The sequence below is a fragment of the Streptomyces sp. NPDC004539 genome (genome assembly GCF_040610055.1).
In the GTDB taxonomy this organism is placed as follows: Bacteria; Actinomycetota; Actinomycetes; order Streptomycetales; family Streptomycetaceae; genus Streptomyces.
This window is the reverse complement of sequence record NZ_JBEXLS010000006.1, coordinates 423,006-443,567: the sequence shown is the minus strand read 5'-3', so window position 1 is coordinate 443,567 and position 20,562 is coordinate 423,006. Positions and strand designations below refer to the sequence as shown.

Below are 20,562 nucleotides of genomic sequence, written 5' to 3'. Positions count from 1 at the left end.
CGGCGTACCGGTCGGGCGGTGGGGCTGGGCTCAGGCGGGGCCCGTGCTCGCGCGGAGTGAGATCGGCGGGGTCAGGAAGTGGTGGCGCGGGGGCGCGTCCGCGTCGCCGAGGCGTTCGATGAGGAGGTCCACCGCCAGCCGGCCCATGTGCGCGGCCGGGACGTCGGCGGCGGTGAGCTGCGGGGTGACGGTCTCGGCCCAGCGGGCGGCGACGATGCCGGTGAGGGAGAAGTCGCGCGGGACGTGGCGTCCGGCGTGCGCGAGTCCTCGGTAGAGACCGCCGAGCGCGGCCTCGTTGAGGGTGACGAGAGCGGTGGTCGCGGGATCGTCGTACAGCATCCGCTCCACGCACGCCTCGCCGGAGGCCGCGTCGTCGCCGCAGCAGTACGAACGGACCGTCAGGCCCCGCTCGGCGGCGGCCTTCGTGAAGCCCTCCAGACCCCGGTGGGCGGACTCGTAGCCGGAGCGCAGGAGGTGTTCGGGGCGGTTGACGAAGGCGATCCGGCGGTGGCCGAGGTCGGCGAGGTGGTGGACGCAGGCCGCCGCCAGGGTCGTGTGGTCGAGGGCCACCCACCAGTCGCGCTCGGGGCGGGCGGTGCGGCCGATGGTGACGGCGGGGAAGCCCAGGTCGGCGAGGTGGTCGACGCGGTCGTCCGCCAGCTTGATCTCCATGAGGATCGCGCCGTCCACACGCCGCTCCCCCAGCAGACGTTGGAAGGAGCGGTCGCTGTCGACGCCTCCCGGGGAGAGGAGGACGTCGTGGTCGTGGGCCGCCGCCGCCTCGACGACACTGCCGATGAAGTCGAGCTGCATGCCGGTGTAGTGGTCGCCTGCGGGCGGGAAGGCGAGGCCGATGGTGTTGGTGCGGCCGTTGGCGAGGGCGCGGGCGCTGGCGTTGGGGCGGTAGCCGAGTTCGTCGATGACCCGCTGGATCTTGTGGCGGGTGTCCTCCGAGACCGGGCGCTTGCCGCTGAGGGCGTACGAGACGGTGCTCCGGGAGACACCGGCCCGCCGGGCGATCTCACCGATGTTCACGGGCACTCCTTGGATGTCGAACCGGTTCGCGTGAGGGAAGTTAGAAGCGCCGGGGACACCTGTCAATGCCTCGCGCAAGGACGCTCGAACCGGTTCGCCTCGGCTCGGCCGGTCCGGGCGGGGCGACGGGGCCGCGCGGGTGCCGTCAGCCGCCGGCCGTCACCGGCGCCTGCCACACCGCGACGATCGCGTCGACCAGCCCTTCGGCCGTGCCGTGCCAGCTCCGGCGGGCGGTCGGGGTGCCGTCGGCGAGGGCCCGTTCGCGTTCGGCGACCATCTGGGTGATGAGGTGCCGGGTCATGGCGGCGCGCTCCTCGTGCACCTCGATGGGGAGTTCGGGCAGACAGCGGAGCAGGCCGGCGTGGAGTTCCAGCGTCGACGGCGAGACGGCGCCGGACTCCTCGGTGACGATCTCGCGCAGCGCCGGGTCGGCCGTGATCTGGGCGAGGAACCGGCCGTACCAGCTCGGGGTGCCCAGCGACTCGATGTGGCGGACGACGGGGTGGACGGCACAGCCGACCCACTCCCGCAGGCCGGCGGGGTCGCCGAGGTCGTCCAGCATCGCGCGGCGGAACGCCTCGATCCCCTCGGCGTGCCGGCGGACGAGGGCGCGGACCAGGTCGATCTTCGTGCCGAAGTGGTAGCTCACCGCCGCGTTGTTGCCCTGCCTCGCCGCCACGGAGATCTGGCGGTTGGCCACCGCGTGGACGCCGTGCTCGGCGAACAGCCGCTCCGCCGCGTCCAGCAGCGCCTCGCGCGTCGCGGTGACCTGTTCGTCCCGCCTCGTCCTGCCGCCCATCACCACCGCCTCGTTCCGGGACATCACGTTCTTCCGCGACGGCCCGTCCCCCAGGCCGTACGGTCCCCGGCCTGGTGGGCGGGGCGGACGCGGCAAGCGTACGCAATGCGCGGGCCCGGTCCGGTCAGTGCGTGCGCTCGGTGACGGGACGGCGTCCGGGTGCGGTGGTCTCCGTGCCCCGCGGCTCCTTCCGGCGCCCGGCCGGTGCCGTGAGGACCACGAGGCAGCCGACGACCAGGGCGACGCCGGCCCAGCCCAGCGGGGGCAGCCGTTCGCCGACCACGGCGACCGCGAGCACGGCGGCGACGGCGGGTTCGAGGAGGGTCAGCGTCGTCGCGGTGCTCGCGGGTACGTGGGCGAGGCCCCAGCCGAAGAGGACGTAGCCGAGGAACATGGGGACGAGGGCCATGTACGTGCCGACGGCCGCGTTGGACCAGGAGTCGAGCAGGGGGGCACCGGTCGCCAGCAGGACCGGCACCAGCAGGAGGCCGCCGAGCCCGAAGACGGCGCCCATGGCGGCGGCGGAGCCGGTACCCCGGCTGATCAGGCGGTGTGCCGCCCAGGAGTACAGGGCGTAGGTCAGTCCGGCGAGGAGGCCGAGGGCGACGCCGAGGACGGTCGCGGTCGGGGAGGTGGCGTCGGTGACGGGGGTTGTGGCGGCGAGTGTGTGGGGGGAGGCGTGTACGGATGCGTGTACGGATGCGTGGGCGGATGTCTGGGCGGATGTCTGGGCCGCTTCCGCCGCGCACAGCAGGACCGTTCCCGTCAGGCCGAGGGCGGCGCCGGCCGTCCAGCGGCGGGTGAGGCGGCGGCCGTCCATGATCCGCTCGACGAGGGCCGAGGCGAGGGGGGCCGAGCCGATCGTCACGACGGTGCCGGTGGCGACGCCGGCCAGGTGCATGGAGCTGTAGAACGCGAGGGGGTAGACCGCGACCGAGAGGGCGCCGAGCAGGACGACACCGCGTCGCGCCCGCAGCGCCGGTGCCGCTCGGCGCAGGTGCGGGGCGGCGACGAGCGCTTGCAGCAGGCCGCCGAGTCCCATGGCCACGGCGCCGATCGCGAGGGGGCCGACGTCCGGGGCGAAGGTCGCGGCGGTGCCGGTGGTGCCCCAGAGGACTGCTGCGAGGAGGACGCAGAGGGTGCCGGGGCCTCTCACGGCGGGTGCCCGCACGGTCGCTCCGTTCAGGGCTGGTCCGTTCACGGCCGATCCGCTCGCAGTCGGTCCAGCAGGTCGGCGGCCATCGTGCGGGCGTGGTCGAGGCGGGTTCCGGCGCCTTCGAGTCCCGCGCGGGCCGTCGCGCCCTCCAGCAGGAACGCGAGGTGCTCCGCCGTCAGGCGTGCCCGCTCGGGGTCGTCCGGCAGCAGACCCTCCAGGTGTCCGGCGAGCAGTGACTCGACCTCCTCCTTGTGCCGGCGCACCACGTCCCGGCCCTCGTCGCCGGCCGGGAGTTCGGCGGCGGCGTTGAGGAGGCCGCAGCCCCGGAAGCCGTGCTCGTACGCCGAGTTCGCGTGATCGGCGTAGGCGTCGAAGACGGCCAGGACGCCTTCGCGCGCGTCCCGTGCCGTCGCGAGGCGGTGGCGGTACAGGGCGAGCCACTCCTCGTGGCGGGCGTCGAGGTATGCCCTGACCAGGTCCGACTTCGAGGAGAAGTTGTTGTAGAGGCTCATCTTCGCCACGCCCGCCTCGGCGGTGATCGCGTCGATGCCGGTCGCCGAGACGCCGTCCGCGTAGAAGCGGCGGGCGGCGGCTGCGAGCAGCCGTTCTCTCGCGGCGCCGCGCCGTTTGCGGGGTTCCGGCGAACCAGTCATCTCGTCCTCCACTAATTAGGTAGACCAGTCTACCTAATTAGTGAGTGGCCGCAGGACCATGAGCGAGTCCTCGGGGGTCGCCGCCATCGCGAAGGGGAACCGGTCGAGTTCGAGGCAGAGCGCCACGTCGTCCGGGTGGACTCCTTCGCGCACCCCTTCCCGCAGTTCGGTGGCCGCGCGTGACTCCGCCGCTCGACGGAGGTGGTCGGCTGCGTCGGTCACGCGGCCCGTGACTCTGCCCGCGATGTACTGCGCACACGCCAGGTCCTCGTCGGCCCGGCCGTCCTCTCCGGTGACCACGAACGTGACGCTCTCGCCGCCCCGCGCCCGCAGGACCCCTGCCGTCGCCTCGGCGACCACGAAGCTCGCGCACAGCACCAGCGAGGCGTCCTTGACCGCCAGGGCGCCGACCGTGCCGGCCGTGGTCTTCTGCACGACGGTCCGTCCCCCCAGATCGACGGACCTCAGCATCCCCGGCGAGTTGACGGCGTCGAACCCCGGCGCGGGCGGACCGTCCTTCAACGCCACCCACTCCGGGTGCCGCCCCTTCAGCTCCAGCGCCTCGTCCAGCGACCCCGCGAGAACGATCTTCTCCGCCCCCCGCGCGAAGGCCCAGGCGGCCACCGTGTACGCACGCATGACGTCGATGACGACCGCCACGGACGGGGTTTCGGTCAGCTCGGGTATACCGAGGAATCGCGTATCCATCCGCCCATGATCACGTACGCCGGACCCCGCCCTCCTGGCGGACGCCTACCGTGGCGACGGCAGTCGAGAAGAGCGCGAGGGGGCGGAATTGAGCGTCACAGGTGTGTGGATCGTCGGCGCCATGCCTGACCACGAGGTGAGGGATCTGCTGGACGGCGCGAATCAGGGTTCGTCGCCGACTCCGGAGCGGGTGTTCTGCGACGTGCCCGGGGAACTGGCCTGGTGGCGGAGCAAGGTTCGGGTGTCGCTGTTCAGCATGTCGACGAGCACGGCCGTCGACCGGAGCGCCGATGAGGACGCACACCGGTTGAGCACGTTCCTCGACCGTTGCCACGACGACTCCGACCACGCCGAGCAACTGCGCGACGCCGTCATCGACCGGCTCCCGTCCGAGGTCGGGGAGGGTCTGTTCGCGGCCACGGCGCGCAAGGCCGGCCCCTTCTCCGCCTTGGCGTACGCCCTGGGCCCCGACGCGGCGCTACGACTGCCGGGGTGGTTCGGGGAGTTCCTGCTCGACGCCGAGCAGGTCACGACGCGGACGAGCTTCTCGACGGCCCGCTGCGTGTTCTGCGCCATGCCGCTCGGACGCATCAGGGGGCGGCCGGACAGGTCCGCTGGTACTGACGTGGCCGATCGCACCGCAGGTCCGAAAGGCCGGGGCGGGGGGCGATCTACGGTGTCCTCAGGGCCGTGTGTTCGGCCTTCTCCAGCCAGTTCGTGTACCAGCGGGCGAAGGTGAGCGGTGTGCCGTGGGGGTCGAGGAGGGGGGTGAGGTCGGTGTCGTCCGCTCGAGGGTCGGACCAGACGGTGCCTCGGTGGGTGCCGGTGATGATCAGCCATTCGCGTTGGGCGCAGCCGAGGTGGGAGAGGACGACGGCGCCGGTGGTGCGGTCGGGGGCGAAGAGGAGGGCGGCCCAGCGTTCGTCCCAGGACTCCATGGCGTCGTCGAATGCGTCGGGGTCGTCGAAGTCCTCTTCTTCGGGGCATTGGGAGAGGACTTCGTCGAGGACGTGCGGGGCGGGGCCCTGGTCGGGGAACGGGTCGGCGAGTCTGGCGAGGTCGGTCATGTCCGCCCCGTCGCCCTCCCAGTGTCAGCGGCCCTCCGCGCGCCGGACCGGGAACAGGCCGTACGCGGGCCCGGCGCCGCCCGCGCCGACGTGGAGGAGGAAGTCGCGGTACTCCTCCGGGAACCGGGTGCCCGCCTGGGCTTCCAGTTCGGCGAGTTCGTCCGGGGTGAGGGGGTCCTCCAGGACCCACTTGTGTCCGTGCGCCCCGAACACCTCGCCGCCCGCGGGCCCCGCACCGGCCGCCGCGACCCGCTCGCGTATCCCCGCCCACCACTGATCAGTCATGCCCCGACCGTACGTGCCGCCACTGACATCGGGTCCGCCCCTATGCCGCGCCCCGCTGCCGCCGCTTCCGTCCGCCGCCCGTCCCGCCGAGGGAGAGCATGGACGACAGGGGCGCCCCGTTGTTCCAGGAGCCGAACAGGTCGCGGTTGAGGGCGACGATGTCGTGCTTGAGGGCGAGGTCCCGGGCATGGGCGCTGTACTCGCAGGTCGCGACGAACAGGGCGACGTCCGCGTGGTGTTCGGCGAAAGCCATGCCGACGAACTTCTGCATGTCCCCGCTGGGTACCTTGCGGTGGGCCGCGTAGTGCTTGACCTGGACGACGAGGCGCCGGCCGTCGGGGAGACGGGCGACGACGTCGGCGGCGAGATCACCGGCGCCGCCGACCACGCGGACGCCGGTGCAGCCGTCGCGCCGGCAGAGTTCGGCGACGTAGCGCTCGAAGTCCTGCCAGGTCATCGCGTCGACGGCGGCCATGGACCGCTCCAGGGCGATCCGCCGCTCCCGGCCCCGCCAGGCGAGGTCGCCCAGGCGTTCCCGCCGGTGCGCGCGCCACAGGTACCACCCGCCGGTGCCGGCCGCGGCGGTGCCGGCGAGCCCCAGGGACACCCACGGGAACTGCCACACGAGGAAGAGGCAGACGGCGAGCGCGCCGGCGGCGAGCCGTGTGTCCCTGCGCCGTGCCTTCTTCGAACGCCGTTTCGCCATCGTGCCCGCCCCGTTCGCGCTGGTCCACCCTGGTCCGCCCGTCAGTGTGGAAGTGCGGGGCGCCGGCGCCAAGAGCGTCTTCTCGGCCACGGCCACGCACGCGCCACCGGCGAGTCGGGACACGCCCAGCAGGGGGAGGTGTCACACATCGGCCCGCCGCCTGGTCTCTTCTGGTGCGGGCCGCGAACCGCGGCAACCTCTCCGAAAGGAATCCGTCATGAAGGTCGTAGTGATCGGTGGAACCGGGCTGATCGGCTCGAAGGTCGTCACTCTGCTGGGTGAGCACGGGCACGAGGCCGTCGCCGCCGCGCCGAGCACCGGTGTCGACACGCTCACCGGCGAGGGGCTCGCGGAGGTGCTGGAGGGCGCGCGGGTCGTGGTCGACGTGTCCAACTCGCCCTCGTTCGAGGACCGGGCGGTGCTGGAGTTCTTCCGTACCTCCACCGGCAACCTCCTCAAGGCGGAGGCGGAGGCCGGTGTCACCCACCATGTCGCGCTGTCGGTGGTCGGCACCGAGCGGCTCCAGGAGAGCGGCTACTTCCGGGCCAAGCAGGCGCAGGAGGAGCTGATCGCGGGGTCCGGGACGCCGTACTCGATCGTCCACGCCACGCAGTTCTTCGAGTTCGTGCCGGCGATCGCCGCCGAGGCGACCGACGGTGACACCGTCCGGCTGTCCCCGGCGAAGATCCAGCCGGTCGCCTCGGACGACGTCGCGGCGGCCGTCGCCCGCACGGCCGCCGGCGCGCCCCTGAACGGGCTCGTCGAGATCGCCGGGCCGGACGCGTACCCGCTGGACGAGCTGATCCGCGAGGCGCTCGCGGCGAGGAACGACCCCCGTACGGTCGTCACGGACCCGCACGCCCGGTACTTCGGCACGGAGTTGGGGGAGAACACGCTGCTGCCGGGGCCGGACGCGCTGGTCGGTGAGGTCGCGTTCGCCGATTGGGCCGCCTCGCGGAAGTGACGGGGTGAAAGCGACGAGCATCTGATCCCGGCCGCCCCATCGGTGGCGCGGGCGCGGGCCGGGTTCGGGCCGTCGCACTGACCCGGACCGGCCGTGCTCGCGGGGCGGGTGGGTACGCTCGGCTGAGGGACACGGAGGTGCTGGTGGGAGTACGGGACCGGATCGCGGCGGAACTCACGGCGACCGTGCACGGCGGGGATCTCAGGCTGGAGCGGTACGCGGGTCCCGCCGGTGATCCGGGGCTGTTCGGGATCGCTCCGGGGGACCCGGTGTGGCGGGTGCACGGGCATGCCACCGGGATGCTCACGGGCGGGTTCGCCGCGCTGATGCTCCAGTCACTGCATCCGCTGGCCATGGCGGGGGTCGACCAGCACTCCGACTTCCGCGCCGATCCGGTCGGCCGGCTCAACGGCATCGTACTGTTCGTCACCACGACCACGTTCGGCTCCTCGGCCGCCTCCCGCGAGGTCGTCGGCCTCGTCCGGCGCATCCACACGAAGGTGCGCGGCACCGCCCCCGACGGCCGGCCCTACCGCGCGGACGACCCCGGCCTGCTCACCTGGGTGCACACCGCCGAGGTGCGCTGCTTCCTCGCCGGGCATCAGACGTACGCGCCCCGGGCGCAGCGGCTGACGTCTGCGGAATGTGACGCCTACTACCGTCAAGTCGCTCCCGTGGCCGAGGCGTTGGGGGCGCGGGACGTTCCTCGTACGAGCCTGGAGGTGGCCGACTACCTGGACCGTCTCCGCCCCGAACTCCACGCCACCCGGGCCGCGTCGGACTCCGTCCTCTTCCTCCGGCGTTTCGGCCGCACCCGCCGGGAGCGGCTGGCCGTGCGCCGGCTCACCAACGCCTCCGTCGGGCTCCTCCCCGACTGGGCCCGTGCCGAACTCGCCATCCACCGGCCCGCGTTCGTCCGTACCGCCTGGGACCGCCCCTCGGCGACAGCCGTCGGCCGCGTGATCGAGTGGGGCCTCGGCCCGTCCCAGATCCAGGCGGCTGCGCGGGAACGGCTGGCGGGGCTCGGGGAATCGGCGGAGAGAACAGGACACCGGCGTTCTGCGGCTGCCGAGGACGAGCGGGCCTGAGCGCGTCCGCAGTGACGGCAGAGCCCTCGATTCGAGCCTCCTTTAATCGTCGGGCGGGACCTTGGACTCCACCCGATGTCCGATTCATGCTGGCGACAAGCCCGTCACACACGGGCAGTTCAGCAAAAACGGGAGGAAACCATGACGCGTACGTCTATCCGTGGCAAGGCCGCGGCACTGACGGCGGCGGGGCTGCTGGCGCTCGGCGCGGGCGTCCTGACGGCGTCGCCGGCGTCGGCTTCGGCGGACGACCTCGGCTGTCCGTCCGGCGCCGCCTGCATCTACGGCGGGCCCAACTTCAGTGGCGGCGTCACCAACCAGTACTGGTCCCGCGGAACCCACCGGCTCTACAACCAGCTCGGCGTCCACACCGTCTACAACAACCAGACGGACGGCTGGAAGTTCATCCTCTGCAAGAACTCCAACGGCACCGACTGCGACTGGACCTTCTACCAGGGCGCCGCGTGGGACGTCGACCTCACCCCGTACAACTCGGTGATCGTCACCCCGTAGTTCGCCCCACACCCCCGGGAGCCCCACCCTCCCGGGGGTCCCCCACGTCCAGGCCCGCGACGACGGCCCACCTCTCGTGATCCCTCCAGCCGCCGTTGACATACTGAAAGCTGGCCGAGTAGCCCTCCCGCCGGAAACCCAGCCGCTTGACGAGGTTCAGCGAAGAGACGTTGTCCGGTTGGATGTTCGCCTCCAGCCGGTGCAGTTCCAGCGCCCCGAAGGCATACCGGACGACGAGCCCCAGCCCCTCGGTCATGTAGCCCCGGCCGGTCGTGGAGGCGTAGGCGGTGTAGCCGAGGGTTCCGCTCTGGAGCGCGCCCCTGGTGATGTTGTTGATGTTGACGCCGCCGACGATCGCGCCGGTGTCACGCAGGCAGATCACGAAGCCCTCGTGGGTGGGCCGCTCGATGCGCTGAAGGTAGTGCTCGAACCCTTCCAGCGTGTACTCGCGGGCGCCCAGCCAGCGGCGCAGCATCTCGGCGCTCTCCTCGGCCAGCACCGCGATCTCGTCGAAGTCCTGGCGGCGGACGCGGCGGACGGCGGCCCTGGGGCCTTCCAGAAGGTAACTGGTGACTGCCATCCGGGAATCCTAGGCAGTCTGTTCGTTCCGGAGCCGCTTCGGGCAGTGGGTCACGAGTGTGAGCGTGCGGTCAGTGACGCCTGTTCCCTGAGGAAAGCGGCCAGTTCGTCCGGGGCGGAGTAGAACGGGGAGTGGTCGCAGGGGAGTTCGAGGTGGGTGCAGGCGTGGGTTGCGCAGGTGCGCTGGGATTCGGGGCGGACGGTGCGGTCCTGGGCGCAGATGAGGTAGGCGCTGGGGACGGAGAGCCAGGCGGGGTCGCGGAGGGGGGTGGTGGGGACGCGGCTGCGCATCGGGCGCCAGCGGGCCGCTGCCCGGTCCGCGTAGGGGGCGGGGGTGGTGGAGTAGAGGATGTCGCGGGCGGCCGGGAGCAGGGTCAGGGTTCCGTCGGGTGACTCCTTCACCACGTCGTGGAAGGCGGGGGCGTTCCAGTGGGGGGTGAGGGAGGCCGGGGATTCGTCGGGGAGGGGCATGCGGGCGGCGACGTAGACGAGGCGGTCGGCGGCGTGGCCGGCGGCGGAGACGGGGAGGCCGGCGTAGCTGTGGGCGACCAGGAGTACCGGACCCAGGAGCGCCGTTTCGCGGACGGCGGCGCGGACCGCCTCCGTGTCGTCCGCGTAGGAGGTCAGGGGGAGGTCGATCGCCCGGGTGCGCAGGGACGTCGTACGGAGGCGGTCGACGACCTCCTCCCAGCACCAGGCGCCGTGGTGGGCGCCGTGGACGAGGAGGACGGTGGGGGGCGGGGTCACCGGGGGGTCCAGGGGTCGGGGTCGACGGGGCGGTTGTTGAGGTCGACGGAGAGGAAGATGTCGTTGGCCACGGGGTGGCGCATCTCCTCGGCGAGCTGGCCGATCAGCCCGGCGGTGCGGGCCAGGAGGGCGAAGCCGCGCAGGAGGGGGATGGGCAGGTCGAGGTCGGCGAGGGCGGCTCCGCAGACTCCGGCGCCGTTCAACGGGAGGGTCTTGCCGAGGACTTGGGGGTGGGTGCGGCCGATCGCGGCGAAGAGGGAGAGGTGGGGGCCGAACTGCCCTTCCTCCTGCGCGATCCGCATGAGGCGGGGGGTACGGGGGTCGCCGTCCTTGTGGACGTGATGGCCGAGCCCGGGGACGAAACGCCCGGCCGCCCTCTGGGCCCGCACGGTCTCCAGGGCGAGCGCGTCCCACTCCGGCTCGCTCTCCGGGAGCGGGCCCTGGTGGCGTTCCAGGATCTCGTGGAGGAAGGTCCCGGTGTCCTCGGTGACGCCGAGGAAGCGTGAGCCGCCGCCCAGCAGCCCCGCCGCGAGGGCGCCTTGGATGGAGTCCGGGGCGGAGAGGTAGGTGAGGCGGGTGACGATCGCGGTCGGGGTGAAGCCGTGGTCGGCGAGGGCGGCGAGGACCGCCTCGAAGACCCGGACCTGCCCGGGGGTGGGGCGGCGCTGGGTGGCGAGACGGTAGGCGAGTTCCCCGAAGCCGACGGTGCCCATGATGTCCTCGGCGAGGTCGTCCCCGAGGAGGGTGATCGCGGTGCGGGAGGAGGCGCCGAGGGCGGTGGGGTAGGTGGGTTTCTCCTCAGTCACGGCCGTTCTCCCCCGTCGCCGCCAGCCACTTCCGCAGCTCCGGCCCGTGCTCGTCCAGCTCCGGCGGCGGCAGCTCGTAGCGGGCCGGTGTCGTGGAGAAGGTGATGGGGTGCCGTGCCATGGGGACGGCCCGCGCCCCCTCCCCCACCTCGACGACCGGATCGAGCCCGAACCGCTCGGCCATCGCGAACCCCCCGTCGATGGTGTTGATGGGCGCGGCCGGCACCCCGGCGGCGACGAGCGCCTCGAACCACTCGGTGGCGCCGCGCGTGGCGAGCCGCTCGACCAGCAGGGGGCGGAGTTCCTCGCGGCGGGCGGTGCGGTCCTTGTTGTGGGCGAAGCGGGGGTCGCCGGCGGTCTCCGGGATGCCGAGGACCTCGCACAGGCGCCGGAACTGGCCGTCGTTGGCGGCGGCGACGATGAGGTCGCGGTCGGCGGTGGGGAACGGCTCGTACGGGAAGACGCTGGGGTGCGCGTTGCCCATCCGGTAGGGCACGGTGCCGCCGGCGACGTACGCGGAGCTGTGGTTGACCAGGCCGGACAGGGCCGAGGAGAGGAGGTTGACCTCGACGTGCTGGCCGGCGCCGGTGGCGTCGCGGTGGCGCAGCGCGGCGAGGATGCCGATGGCCGCGTGGTTGCCGGCCATCACGTCGAAGACGGAGATCCCGGCGCGGAAGGGCTCGCCCTCGGGGTCGCCGGTGAGGCTCATGAGGCCGGAGATCGCCTGGACCATCAGGTCGTACCCGGGGACGTGGGAGCCCGCGCCGGGGCCGAAGCCGGTGATCGAGGCGTAGACGACGCCGGGGTTTGCGGCGCTGACGGCGTCGAAGTCGAGGCCGTACTTCGCGAGGGTGCCCGGCTTGAAGTTCTCGATCATGACGTCCGCCCGCCGGGCGAGTTCGCGGGCGGCCTCGGCGTCGTCGTCGGTGCGCAGGTCGAGGGCGAGGGAGCGCTTGCCCCGGTTGATGCCGAGGTAGTACGTGGACGTGCCGCCCCTGGTCGGCGGCATCCAGCTGCGGGTCTCGTCCCCGGCGGGCGCCTCGACCTTGACGACCTCGGCGCCGAGGTCGGCGAGCAGCATGGTCGCGTACGGGCCCGCCAGCACCCGGGAGAAGTCGGCGACCAGCAGCCCGGACAGCGGGCCGCCGCTCGGGCCCGACGGTGTGGACATCTCCATGGAACCATCCCTCCGACCGCACAGCGGACACTTGTCCGCTGACTTCGGATTGTGGCACGCCGGGCCCCTTCAGGGCGAGACCCTGCCGGGAGAGGAACCGGGGCGAGCACCCGCCGACAATCCCAGGCCGAGACCTGCCGACAACCCCGGGCCGTGCCCCGCCGGGAGCTTCAGGGCGAGACCCCGCCGGAGCCTCACCCCTGCACGCCCACCACCGCCCGAGGAACCCCCGACAGCCGGGCGAAGTCCGCGCTGATGTCCCCCGCAGTCTGGAGCAGCAGCGGCAGATGCCGTTCCCGCAGCTCCGCGAGGGACGTCTCCGCGGCGTGCGCGTTGACGTTGACCGCCGCGACCACCCGCCCCTCCCCGTCCCGCAGCGGCACCGCGACCGAGCGGATGCCCAGCGCGAGATCCTCGTCGGCCAGCGCCCACCCCTGCGCCCGCACCTCGCGCAGCACGGCGTCCCGCTCCTCGGCGGCGGGCCGCCACAGCGGGGTGAGCCCGGAGCGGGTGGGTTCCGCGAGGGCCCCCTCCAGCGCCGCCGGCGACAGCGCGGCCAGCAGCACCTTGCCCAGCGAGGTCTGGAGGGCCGGGAAGCGGGTGCCGATCTGCACGGAGAGCGTGACGATCTTCGGTACGGCGACCCGGGCGACGTACACGATGTCGCCGCCGTCGAGCTGGGCGATCGAGCAGGACTCGCGGGTGCGGTCCACCAGCCGTTCCATGTGCGGGCGGGCGACGTCCCAGAGGCCGAGGGAGCCGACGTACGCCATGCCGAGGTCGAGGACGCGGGGGGTGAGGGCGTAGCCCCGGTCGTCGGCGCGGACGTAGCCCAGTTCCTCCAGGGTGAGGAGGATGCGGCGCGCGGTCGGGCGGGCGAGGCCGGTCGCCGTCGCCACTTCGGACAGCGACATGACCGGCCGGAGCGGGGCGAAGGCGGTGATCACCTCCAGCCCGCGGGCCAGCGCTTCGATGAAATCAGGCCCGGTGCCCGTACGCGGCATCTGCTGCGCCTCTCCTCGACTGACGGGCGTCCAGATTACGCCGCCTGTCCGCACTCCGGTCCACCCTCCGCAGCGGGCGGTGCGGGTTGGGTAATCGACCCTTCCGGAGGGTTGACGGCCGGGGTCGTACGTATCAGGGTTACGAGAAGTGACCGTACAGCGGACATATGTCCGCGACCACTGGGACCTTCCGAAGGAGAGTCGACGATGACTCAGCCCTCCCCCGACGCCTCGGCCCTCCCGTCGCGCCTGCACCACAACGCCTACGTCACCCGCGACCAGGAGGCGACCCGCGCCTTCTACGAGGACGTCATCGGCCTGCCGCTGATCGCGACCTGGAAGGAGTCCGACGAGCTCTTCGGCGCGGTCCGCACCTACTGCCACACCTTCTACGGCCTCGGTGACGGCAGCGCGCTGGCGTTCTTCCAGTTCGCCGACCCCGAGGACCAGAAGCAGTTCGGTCCCGAGATGCCGCACTCGCCGTTCCAGCACATCGCCCTGAAGGTCACCGAGGAGGTGCAGGACGCGATCGCCGGCCGGCTGAAGGAGGCGGGCTGGCGCCCCGACGAGACGTACGTCCTGGAGCACGGCTACTGCCGCTCCCTGTACACCAGCGACCCCAACGGCCTCCTCCTGGAGTTCACCCTCGACGCGCCCGGCATCGAGGAGTCCGACGCGGAGCGCCGCCGCACCGCCCGCGCGGAGCTGGCGTCCTGGCTGAACGGGGAGCACACCAGCAACAACACGTACCGCTAGCCGCTCCCGCCCCACCGAGGACCGTCACGTCACCCGACCCCGCCCGGCCACCCCCCGGCGGGGTAGTCGACGTATCCGGCGGCCCCGCCCGTGTAGTACGTCGCGGGGTCGGCGGCGGTCAGCGGATGACCGAGGGCGAACCGGGTGACGAGGTCGGGGTTGGAGATGAAGGCGGTGCCGAAGGAGACGGCGTCGGCGGTCGCGGTGGTGACGGCGGTGTTCGCGGAGGCGAGGTCGAAGCCGTTGTTGACGATCAGGGGCCCCCGGAAGCGTTTGCGGTACCGCGCGAAGTCGTTCGCGTCCGGCGGGGTGAGGTCGCGTCCGCGCAGGTGGAGGTAGGTGACGGGGTGGTCGTCGAGGCGTTCCACGAGGGTGTCGAAGTCGGCGAGGGTGTCGTCGTCCGCGAGGAACCGCTCGCCCGAGCGCCAGTACGGGGAGAGGCGGACGCCCACGACACCGCCGTCCCGGAACCCCGCGCCCTCGGCGACCGCGTCGACGATGTCGAGGAGCAGCCGGTGCCGGTCGGTGCCGTACGTGTCGGTGCGGTGGTTGAGGAGGGGGTTGAGGAACTGCGGGATCAGGAACGAGCCGACGGCCTGGATCTCGACGCCGTCGAAGCCCGCGCGGCGGGCGTTCTCGGCGGCCCTCCGGTAGTCGGCGACGGTCGCCGCGATGTCGGCCGGGGTCATCGCGCGGGGTGTGACGGTCGGTTTGAAGCCGCCGGGGGTGAAGGACTGCTCGCGCGGGTCGATCGCGGAGGGTCCGGCGGGGGTACGGCCGCCGAGGTGGTCGGGGTGCGAGGCGGCGCCGGTGTGCCAGAGCTGGAGGACGATCCGTCCGCCGAGGGTGTGGACGACGTCGGTGACGCGCCGCCAGCCGGTGACCTGGTCCTCGGTGAAGATGCCGGGGACACCGGTGAAGCCGACGGCGTCCTCGCCGACCCACGTCCCCTCGGTGACGATCAGGCCGGCGCCGGCGCGCTGGGCGTAGTAGGCGGTGTGCAGTGCGGTCGGGACGAGTCCGCCGTCGGTCGCGCGGGCCCGGGTGACCGGGGCCATCACCACCCGGTTGGGCAGCCGGAGGTCTCCGAGGTCGAGGGGGCGCAGGATCGGCTGGTCGGGCATGGTCGGTGTCTCCTGGTCGTCGGGCGTGAGGCGGGGGCGTGAGGCAGCTCACGGCACGGCCGGGGGCCGGTCCGGTCACGTCGGCCCGGTCGCGTTCGTCAGGAAGGTGACGGAGTCCGGCAGGGAAAGGTGACCGATGGACGAGCAGGACCTGCTGGCGGAACGGTTCGAGAGCCACCGCCGCCCGCTGCGCGCGGTGGCGTACCGGATGCTCGGCTCGCTCGGCGAGGCGGAGGACGCCGTCCAGGAGACCTGGCTGCGGCTGCGCCGGACGGATGTCAGCGGCGTCGAGAATCTGGCGGCCTGGCTGCGTACGGTCGTCTCGCGGGTGTGCCTGGACATGCTGCGCGCGCGTACGGCGCGGCGCGAGGAGCCGGTGGGGCAGCGGGTTCCCGACCGGGCCGGGGGTGAGGCGGGCGGCCCCGAGGACGAGGCGCTGCTCGCCGAGTCGGTGGGCCGGGCGCTGCTCGTCGTCCTGGACACGCTGGCCCCCGCCGAACGGGTCGCCTTCGTCCTGCACGACGCCTTCGCCGTGCCGTTCGACGAGATCGCGCCCATCGTGGAGCGTTCGCCGGTCACCACGAAGAAGCTCGCGAGCCGTGCCCGCCACAAGGTCCGGGGCACTCCCGCGGTCCCGGCCGCCGACCTCGCCCGGCAGCGGCACGTGGTGAGCGCGTTCCTCGCCGCGTCGCGCGGGGGCGATCTGGAGGCGCTGCTCGCCGTGCTGGCCCCGGACGTCGTCCGGCGCGCCGACCGGGCGGCGCTGCCGCCGGGGGTGGCGACGACCGTATGGGGCGCGCGGACGGTGGCCCGGGAGATCACCGTCCTCGGTCGGCGGTCCCGGTTCGCGGAGGTGGCCCTGGTGGACGGGGCGGTGGGGCTGGTGGTGGCTCCGCGCGGTCGGCTGCGGCTCGCGCTGACGTTCCGGGTCGCGGGCGGGCGGGTCGAGGAGTACGAGGTGGTCGCGGACCCGGCGCGGCTGGGGGCGCTGCGCGTGGGGGTCCTGGACGGGTGATCCCCACGCGGGCCGATCGAGCCCATATGGACGACTGATGTAGTCTCATACATCTCAGTTCATGCTAGTGGAGTCGGGGGCAGACGCGTGAGGCCAGGACGATCCCGTACGGCGCGGTGGGCGGGTGGCGTGTGCGCGCTCCTGTCCGTCGCCCTCGCGAGCGGCTGCGGTACGGACCGCGCGGCGAACGGCGACGACGGTGGCGGTGGGGGCGGCGGGGGTGACAAGCCGCCGACCGCGCTGGTCACCGCGTTGCGCGAGGTGAGGGGCAGCGACCCGGCGCGCGCCTGGATCGAGTTCGGCGACGTGGCCGCCCTCCGCGGCGGCTCCCCCGCCGAGCGCAACCCCCTCCTCGGCTACGGCGAACCGAAGCTGGCCCCCGCCGCGACCCTCCTCCCCGACCTCACCGGCATCGACCCGTTCGCGGCCCGCACGGCCCTCTCCGTCGGCAAGCCGCCTGACGAGGTCGGCTTCCTGTACGGGTCCTTCGACCCGGCCGCGATCGGCGCGAAGCTCAAGAAGCTCGGGTACGCGGAACACCCCCTCGGCGGCGGCGAGTCGACGTGGACGGTCCGCGACGACCGCGCGATCGACCCGGCCGATCCGCTCGCCCAGATCGGCATCGTCACCTCGATGAACGTCGTACGCGTCTCACCTCGGCGGATCGTCTACGGGGGCGCCGGTGCGGACGTCGACCGGGCGCTCAAGGGCACCGGAGCGCTCGCCGACGACAAGGCGGTCGGCGCGGTCGCGGACTGCCTCGGTGAGGTGCGGGCGGCCTGGATCGGGCTCGACGAGAAGACCGCGCCCGAACCGATGGGCATCGGCGTGCGGCAGCCGGCGAAGGGCGCGGCCACGGAGGTCGTCTGCATGACGACCGCGAGCGGCGACGCGGCGGAGTCGATCGCCTCGGCGTGGCCGGGCCGGGTGAGGTCGACGACGTCCATGGTGTCGAACGAGCCGTGGTCGAAGCTGCTCTCGCATCCCGAGGCCGAGGTGATCGGCGGTTCCTCGCACGTCGTACGGCTCACCGCGCGGCCGACCGGTGCGGTGAACGTGCTGTTCGACGCCTGGCTGCATCTCGACCTGGGGCCGCTGCTGACCGGTGCGCGGCCCGCGCCCGAGATCTCGGCCAAGTAGACCGTCCCCCCTTCCCGAGAAAGAGAACGTCCGTTGCCGATCCGAATCAGGACCCTCACCACGGCCGCGATACTCGCCGTCGCCTCCCTGGCCACCGTCACCGCCTGCTCCTCCTCCGGCGGCTCCGACGCCTCCGGCGACAGCACGCCCACTCCGATGTCGGCCTCTTCTCCCGGCGGCGCCACCGGCACCGTCGGCCAGAACACCTCGGGTTCGAACGACGTGAAGGTCGACACCTGCTCGGTCGACGCCACGACGAGGATGCCCAGCGCCGCCCTCACCGTGACCAATCACGGGACGGACACCGCGACCTACCTCGTCCAGCTGGAGTTCGTCGACAGCGGCGGCACACGGCTCGCCGAGGGGCCCGCGATCGTGCACAGCCTCGGGGCGGGCCAGCAGGCGAAGGAGACCGCGGGCGGGACGGCGCAGGTCACGACGGACTTCACATGCAAACTCACCAAGGTGCAGCGCCTCGCCGGGATGTGATCGGACTAGTGTCGAAGGCATGACGTCATCTCTGACCGGTACCGCCTTCGACTCCCTCCTCCTCGACTCCGTGCCCGACCTGGAGACCCTGCGCCGCACCTACGAACTGCCCGGCGCGGGGGCCGTCCGCAAGCAGATGACCGAACTCACCGAGCAGACCAGGACGTTGATCGGGTGTGCGTCGCTCGTCCTGGTCGCCAGTGTGGACGGCGAGGGCAACTGCGACGTCTCTCCGCGCGGTGGGCCCGCCGGGTTCGTGGCGGTGCTGGACGAGCGGACGGTCGCGATACCGGACGCGACCGGGAACAAGCGGCTGGACACGCTCCAGAACGTGATCGCCACCGGGCGGGCGGGGCTGCTGTTCATCATTCCGGGGCGCACCACGACCCTCCGGGTGAACGGGCGGGCCTGCGTCTCCACCCGCCCGGAGCTGCTGTCCCAGCTCACGGCCGTGGGGAAGCCGCCGGCCAGCGCGCTGGTGGTGGGGATCGAGGAGGTCTACCCGCACTGCCCCAAGTCCCTGCTGCGCAGCTCGGCGTGGAAGCCGGAGGGCTGGCTCCCGGCCGACGCCCAGCCGACGTCGGCCGAGGTGACGCTCGCCCAGATGCGCATGCCGGAGCTGACGATCGCCGATATCGAGCGGGCGGAGGAGGAGTCGCTGAAGTACCGGTACGAGTGAGGCGCCGTCTCCGTGAGGCCGCCCCGCGCTGGAACCGCCGCCTCCGAAGGACCGCCCCACGCCCGAGCCGCCACCTCCGTGGGCCCGCTCCGCGCCCGAGCCGTCGTCCCCGAGGGGCCGCCCCACGCCCGGGCGGCCCCTCCGCCTTTCACGTCTCTCCCCTGACCCGGGCCAGCACCCCCCGGATCATCTCCGCGCTGATCATGAAGTGTTCGCGGGCGATCTCCTCCGCCCGTTCCGGTTCGCCCGCCGCGATGGCCTCGTAGAGGGCGGTGTGGCCCTCGCCGGCCCGGTGGAAGTGGCCGCGTTCGCCCTTGCCCCAGGGTTCGACGGGGAAGCCGAGGCTGATGCGGGTGAGGAGGTCGCGGCTGAGGCGGGTGATCTGGGGGTTGTGGGTGGCGTCGCAGACGGCGCGGTGGAAGGCGCTGTCGGCGGCCTGTTCCTCGCGGGGCGTGTCCGCGCAGAGGTGGGCGGAGAGGGCGTCCCGCATGGGTGCGAGGTCCTCGGGGCGCCGGCGCCGGGCGGCGGTCGCCGCGACCATGCCCTCCACGAGGCCGCGCAGGTCGAAGAGTTGCTCGAACTCCTCCCAGCGAGGCAGCAGCGTACGCCGCACCGCGTCCCCCGAGGACTCGCTCCAACTGTCGCGGACGAACGCCCCGCCGCCCCGGCCCCGGCGGACCTCGATGACCCCGAGGGCCGAGAGGCGTCCGACGGCCTCGCGCACGGTGGGCCGGCTGACGTGCAGCAGTCCGGTCAGCTCGCGTTCGGCGGGGAGCCGTTCGCCGGGCAGGAAGTCCCCGACCGCGATCGCGGTGAGGAGCCGGTCGGCGACCTCGTCGACCGCCGACGACACCCGTACCGGGCGCAGCGCGGAGGGCGGACCGGCGCCGAGGACGACACGGTCGATGAGGCGCGCGTACTCGTCGCCCGCCCCCAGTGGCTCAGGTGCGGATGTCAGGTGCCCTCCCGGAAATCGCCGTTTCGGTAAACGCGCGCGGGCCGTGTGAACCCGGCGTTACTTCTTTCCCTGCCCCGACTAAAAGGTCTTGTGGACTGACCTTTTCCCCGTTCACTATCCCATCCATCCGTCACAACCCAACTATTTTCAGACAGCGGCCGGAGTGATTCCGGCCGGTCTGGGAGGCTTCCCGTGGCGATCCCCGAACCGAACCACACCGGCACGGTCGACTTCAACGGCCACTCGACCTGGTACCGGATCACCGGCGAACCGGGCAGGACACCTCTCGTGGTCCTGCACGGCGGCCCCGGCGCCGGTCACGACTACACGCTCAGCATCGCGGGCATCGCCGCGCAGGGCCGCCCGGTGATCCACTACGACCAGCTCGGCACCGGGCGCTCCACCCATCTGCCCGCCGAGGGCGCCGGCTTCTGGACCGTCCAGCTCTTCCTCGACGAACTCGACACCCTCCTCGCGGAGTTGGGCATCGCCGACGGCTATCACGTCCTCGGCCAGTCCTGGGGCGGCATGCTGGCCGCCGAGCACGCGGTCCGCCGGCCTCCCGGGCTGCGCGGACTGGTCATCGCCAACTCCCCCGCGTCGATGCGGCTGTGGCTCGCGGCGGCGGCCGAACTGCGCGCGGGGCTGCCGGAGGAGGTCCAGCGGACCCTGCTCGCCCACGAGGCCGCCGGCACCACGGACCACCCCGACTACCGGGCGGCCGAACAGGTCTTCAACGAACGCCACGTCTGCCGGCTCGTCCCCAACCCGCCCGAGGTGCGGGCGACCTGGGACAACATCGCCGCCGATCCGACCGTGTACCACACGATGAACGGCCCGAACGAGTTCCACGTCGTCGGCACCCTCAAGGACTGGTCCGTCGTCGACCGGCTCCATCTGGTCGAGGCGCCGACGCTCCTGGTGTCGGGACGGTACGACGAGGCCACCCCCGAGACCGTCCGCCCCTTCGCCGATCACATCCCGGACGTGCGCTGGCACATGTTCGAGCGCTCCAGCCACATGCCGCACGTCGAGGAGGAGGAGCTGTACCTGCGGGTCGTCGGCGAGTTCCTCGACTCCGCCGACTGAACCGACACCGACCGACCAGCCCCGC

Annotated in this window: 23 protein-coding genes and 1 pseudogene; 10 read left to right on the top strand and 14 right to left on the bottom strand. The window is 72.6% G+C overall.

Annotation, left to right across the window (positions count from 1 at the left end; translation table 11 throughout):
• Window positions 1-30: 30 nt before the first annotated feature.
• The 5 genes from ABZX85_RS16185 to ABZX85_RS16165 all read right to left on the bottom strand — a co-directional run bounded on the left by ABZX85_RS16185 (window position 31) and on the right by ABZX85_RS16165 (window position 4,351).
• Window positions 31-1,035, bottom strand: a complete 1,005-nt coding sequence (locus ABZX85_RS16185) for a LacI family DNA-binding transcriptional regulator (protein ID WP_355867829.1) — start codon at window positions 1,033-1,035, stop codon at window positions 31-33.
• Window positions 1,036-1,180: 145 nt separating this feature from the next.
• The gene (locus ABZX85_RS16180; RefSeq protein WP_355867826.1) at window positions 1,181-1,858 is read right to left on the bottom strand and encodes a TetR family transcriptional regulator; all 678 of its coding nucleotides are present in this window, start codon (window positions 1,856-1,858) and stop codon (window positions 1,181-1,183) included.
• Window positions 1,859-1,958: 100 nt separating this feature from the next.
• Window positions 1,959-3,005, bottom strand: coding sequence for an EamA family transporter (locus ABZX85_RS16175; RefSeq protein WP_355867823.1), 1,047 nt, complete (start codon window positions 3,003-3,005; stop codon window positions 1,959-1,961).
• Between the two features lie 26 nt (window positions 3,006-3,031).
• Window positions 3,032-3,643, bottom strand: a complete 612-nt coding sequence (locus ABZX85_RS16170) for a TetR/AcrR family transcriptional regulator (protein ID WP_355867820.1) — start codon at window positions 3,641-3,643, stop codon at window positions 3,032-3,034.
• A gap of 33 nt (window positions 3,644-3,676) precedes the next feature.
• Window positions 3,677-4,351, bottom strand: coding sequence for a 2-phosphosulfolactate phosphatase (locus tag ABZX85_RS16165; RefSeq protein ID WP_355867817.1), 675 nt, complete (start codon window positions 4,349-4,351; stop codon window positions 3,677-3,679).
• 121 nt (window positions 4,352-4,472) lie between these two features.
• Here ABZX85_RS16165 and ABZX85_RS16160 point away from each other — a divergent pair, with 121 nt between their 5' ends.
• Entirely contained in the window at window positions 4,473-5,090 is a 618-nt protein-coding gene (locus tag ABZX85_RS16160; RefSeq protein ID WP_355867815.1) for a hypothetical protein, read from the top strand.
• Here ABZX85_RS16160 and ABZX85_RS16155 read toward each other — a convergent pair.
• Both ABZX85_RS16155 and ABZX85_RS16150 read right to left on the bottom strand, forming a co-directional pair.
• Window positions 5,023-5,703 (bottom strand): annotated as a pseudogene (locus tag ABZX85_RS16155) (SMI1/KNR4 family protein). The gene ABZX85_RS16160 and the pseudogene ABZX85_RS16155 sit on opposite strands and share 68 nt — an antisense overlap.
• 40 nt (window positions 5,704-5,743) lie before the next feature.
• The gene (locus ABZX85_RS16150) at window positions 5,744-6,409 is read right to left on the bottom strand and encodes a restriction endonuclease (protein WP_355867812.1); all 666 of its coding nucleotides are present in this window, start codon (window positions 6,407-6,409) and stop codon (window positions 5,744-5,746) included.
• A gap of 217 nt (window positions 6,410-6,626) precedes the next feature.
• Between ABZX85_RS16150 and ABZX85_RS16145 the strand changes: the two genes are divergently transcribed.
• The 3 genes from ABZX85_RS16145 to ABZX85_RS16135 all read left to right on the top strand — a co-directional run bounded on the left by ABZX85_RS16145 (window position 6,627) and on the right by ABZX85_RS16135 (window position 8,974).
• Window positions 6,627-7,373, top strand: a complete 747-nt coding sequence (locus tag ABZX85_RS16145; RefSeq protein WP_355867809.1) for an SDR family oxidoreductase — start codon at window positions 6,627-6,629, stop codon at window positions 7,371-7,373.
• 137 nt (window positions 7,374-7,510) lie between these two features.
• The gene (locus ABZX85_RS16140) at window positions 7,511-8,461 is read left to right on the top strand and encodes an oxygenase MpaB family protein (RefSeq protein WP_355867806.1); all 951 of its coding nucleotides are present in this window, start codon (window positions 7,511-7,513) and stop codon (window positions 8,459-8,461) included.
• A gap of 141 nt (window positions 8,462-8,602) precedes the next feature.
• Window positions 8,603-8,974 carry a hypothetical protein gene (locus tag ABZX85_RS16135; RefSeq protein WP_355867803.1) on the top strand — a complete coding sequence of 124 codons (372 nt, stop codon included), beginning with the start codon at window positions 8,603-8,605 and terminating at the stop codon, window positions 8,972-8,974.
• On the opposite strand, the gene ABZX85_RS16130 is transcribed toward ABZX85_RS16135, so the two are convergent.
• From ABZX85_RS16130 to ABZX85_RS16110, 5 genes are all read right to left on the bottom strand, one after another.
• On the bottom strand, window positions 8,964-9,554 hold the full coding sequence (locus ABZX85_RS16130) for a GNAT family protein (RefSeq protein WP_355867800.1): 591 nt from the start codon (window positions 9,552-9,554) through the stop codon (window positions 8,964-8,966). The genes ABZX85_RS16135 and ABZX85_RS16130 overlap by 11 nt on opposite strands.
• A gap of 50 nt (window positions 9,555-9,604) precedes the next feature.
• On the bottom strand, window positions 9,605-10,300 hold the full coding sequence (locus ABZX85_RS16125) for an alpha/beta fold hydrolase (protein WP_355867798.1): 696 nt from the start codon (window positions 10,298-10,300) through the stop codon (window positions 9,605-9,607).
• On the bottom strand, window positions 10,297-11,106 hold the full coding sequence (locus tag ABZX85_RS16120) for a citryl-CoA lyase (RefSeq protein ID WP_355867795.1): 810 nt from the start codon (window positions 11,104-11,106) through the stop codon (window positions 10,297-10,299). The genes ABZX85_RS16125 and ABZX85_RS16120 overlap by 4 nt, the downstream gene beginning before the upstream one ends.
• Window positions 11,099-12,283, bottom strand: a complete 1,185-nt coding sequence (locus ABZX85_RS16115; protein ID WP_355867792.1) for a CoA transferase — start codon at window positions 12,281-12,283, stop codon at window positions 11,099-11,101. Before ABZX85_RS16115 ends, ABZX85_RS16120 begins: the two co-directional genes overlap by 8 nt.
• Before the next feature lie 194 nt (window positions 12,284-12,477).
• Entirely contained in the window at window positions 12,478-13,287 is an 810-nt protein-coding gene (locus tag ABZX85_RS16110) for an IclR family transcriptional regulator C-terminal domain-containing protein (protein WP_355867789.1), read from the bottom strand.
• Between the two features lie 207 nt (window positions 13,288-13,494).
• Here ABZX85_RS16110 and ABZX85_RS16105 point away from each other — a divergent pair, with 207 nt between their 5' ends.
• Window positions 13,495-14,043 (top strand): VOC family protein, encoded by a 549-nt coding sequence (locus ABZX85_RS16105; RefSeq protein ID WP_355867786.1) that lies wholly within the window; start codon window positions 13,495-13,497, stop codon window positions 14,041-14,043.
• Between the two features lie 29 nt (window positions 14,044-14,072).
• Here ABZX85_RS16105 and ABZX85_RS16100 read toward each other — a convergent pair whose 3' ends face one another.
• Window positions 14,073-15,167: an alkene reductase gene (locus ABZX85_RS16100; protein WP_355867783.1), complete on the bottom strand. Its 1,095-nt coding sequence runs from the start codon at window positions 15,165-15,167 to the stop codon at window positions 14,073-14,075.
• Between the two features lie 136 nt (window positions 15,168-15,303).
• Between ABZX85_RS16100 and ABZX85_RS16095 the strand changes: the two genes are divergently transcribed.
• From ABZX85_RS16095 to ABZX85_RS16080, 4 genes are all read left to right on the top strand, one after another.
• Window positions 15,304-16,182, top strand: coding sequence for a sigma-70 family RNA polymerase sigma factor (locus ABZX85_RS16095; protein WP_355867780.1), 879 nt, complete (start codon window positions 15,304-15,306; stop codon window positions 16,180-16,182).
• Between the two features lie 87 nt (window positions 16,183-16,269).
• Window positions 16,270-17,322 (top strand): hypothetical protein, encoded by a 1,053-nt coding sequence (locus ABZX85_RS16090; RefSeq protein ID WP_355867777.1) that lies wholly within the window; start codon window positions 16,270-16,272, stop codon window positions 17,320-17,322.
• Window positions 17,323-17,355: 33 nt separating this feature from the next.
• A complete protein-coding gene (locus tag ABZX85_RS16085; RefSeq protein WP_355867774.1) occupies window positions 17,356-17,811 on the top strand; it encodes a hypothetical protein in 456 nt (151 codons plus the stop codon).
• A gap of 19 nt (window positions 17,812-17,830) precedes the next feature.
• Window positions 17,831-18,490: an MSMEG_1061 family FMN-dependent PPOX-type flavoprotein gene (locus ABZX85_RS16080; RefSeq protein ID WP_355867771.1), complete on the top strand. Its 660-nt coding sequence runs from the start codon at window positions 17,831-17,833 to the stop codon at window positions 18,488-18,490.
• Window positions 18,491-18,638: 148 nt separating this feature from the next.
• Here the strand turns inward: ABZX85_RS16080 and ABZX85_RS16075 are convergent, their stop codons facing one another.
• Complete coding sequence (locus ABZX85_RS16075; protein ID WP_355867768.1) at window positions 18,639-19,343, bottom strand: FCD domain-containing protein; 705 nt, start codon at window positions 19,341-19,343, stop codon at window positions 18,639-18,641.
• A gap of 297 nt (window positions 19,344-19,640) precedes the next feature.
• Here ABZX85_RS16075 and ABZX85_RS16070 point away from each other — a divergent pair, with 297 nt between their 5' ends.
• Entirely contained in the window at window positions 19,641-20,537 is an 897-nt protein-coding gene (locus ABZX85_RS16070) for a proline iminopeptidase-family hydrolase (protein WP_355867765.1), read from the top strand.
• Window positions 20,538-20,562 lie beyond the last annotated feature (25 nt).

Bases quoted from the DNA above. Each gene is read 5' to 3' on its own strand.
- ABZX85_RS16160 (WP_355867815.1), top strand. From the start codon at position 4,473: ATGCCTGACCACGAGGTGAGGGATCTGCTGGACGGCGCGAATCAGGGT.
- ABZX85_RS16105 (WP_355867786.1), top strand. From the start codon at position 13,495: ATGACTCAGCCCTCCCCCGACGCCTCGGCCCTCCCGTCGCGCCTGCAC.
- ABZX85_RS16100 (WP_355867783.1), bottom strand. From the start codon at position 15,167: ATGCCCGACCAGCCGATCCTGCGCCCCCTCGACCTCGGAGACCTCCGG.
- ABZX85_RS16165 (WP_355867817.1), bottom strand. From the start codon at position 4,351: ATGGATACGCGATTCCTCGGTATACCCGAGCTGACCGAAACCCCGTCC.
- ABZX85_RS16110 (WP_355867789.1), bottom strand. From the start codon at position 13,287: ATGCCGCGTACGGGCACCGGGCCTGATTTCATCGAAGCGCTGGCCCGC.
- ABZX85_RS16080 (WP_355867771.1), top strand. From the start codon at position 17,831: ATGACGTCATCTCTGACCGGTACCGCCTTCGACTCCCTCCTCCTCGAC.
- ABZX85_RS16180 (WP_355867826.1), bottom strand. From the start codon at position 1,858: ATGTCCCGGAACGAGGCGGTGGTGATGGGCGGCAGGACGAGGCGGGAC.
- ABZX85_RS16170 (WP_355867820.1), bottom strand. From the start codon at position 3,643: ATGACTGGTTCGCCGGAACCCCGCAAACGGCGCGGCGCCGCGAGAGAA.
- ABZX85_RS16130 (WP_355867800.1), bottom strand. From the start codon at position 9,554: ATGGCAGTCACCAGTTACCTTCTGGAAGGCCCCAGGGCCGCCGTCCGC.
- ABZX85_RS16095 (WP_355867780.1), top strand. From the start codon at position 15,304: ATGGACGAGCAGGACCTGCTGGCGGAACGGTTCGAGAGCCACCGCCGC.
- ABZX85_RS16135 (WP_355867803.1), top strand. From the start codon at position 8,603: ATGACGCGTACGTCTATCCGTGGCAAGGCCGCGGCACTGACGGCGGCG.
- ABZX85_RS16115 (WP_355867792.1), bottom strand. From the start codon at position 12,283: ATGGAGATGTCCACACCGTCGGGCCCGAGCGGCGGCCCGCTGTCCGGG.
- ABZX85_RS16145 (WP_355867809.1), top strand. From the start codon at position 6,627: ATGAAGGTCGTAGTGATCGGTGGAACCGGGCTGATCGGCTCGAAGGTC.
- ABZX85_RS16150 (WP_355867812.1), bottom strand. From the start codon at position 6,409: ATGGCGAAACGGCGTTCGAAGAAGGCACGGCGCAGGGACACACGGCTC.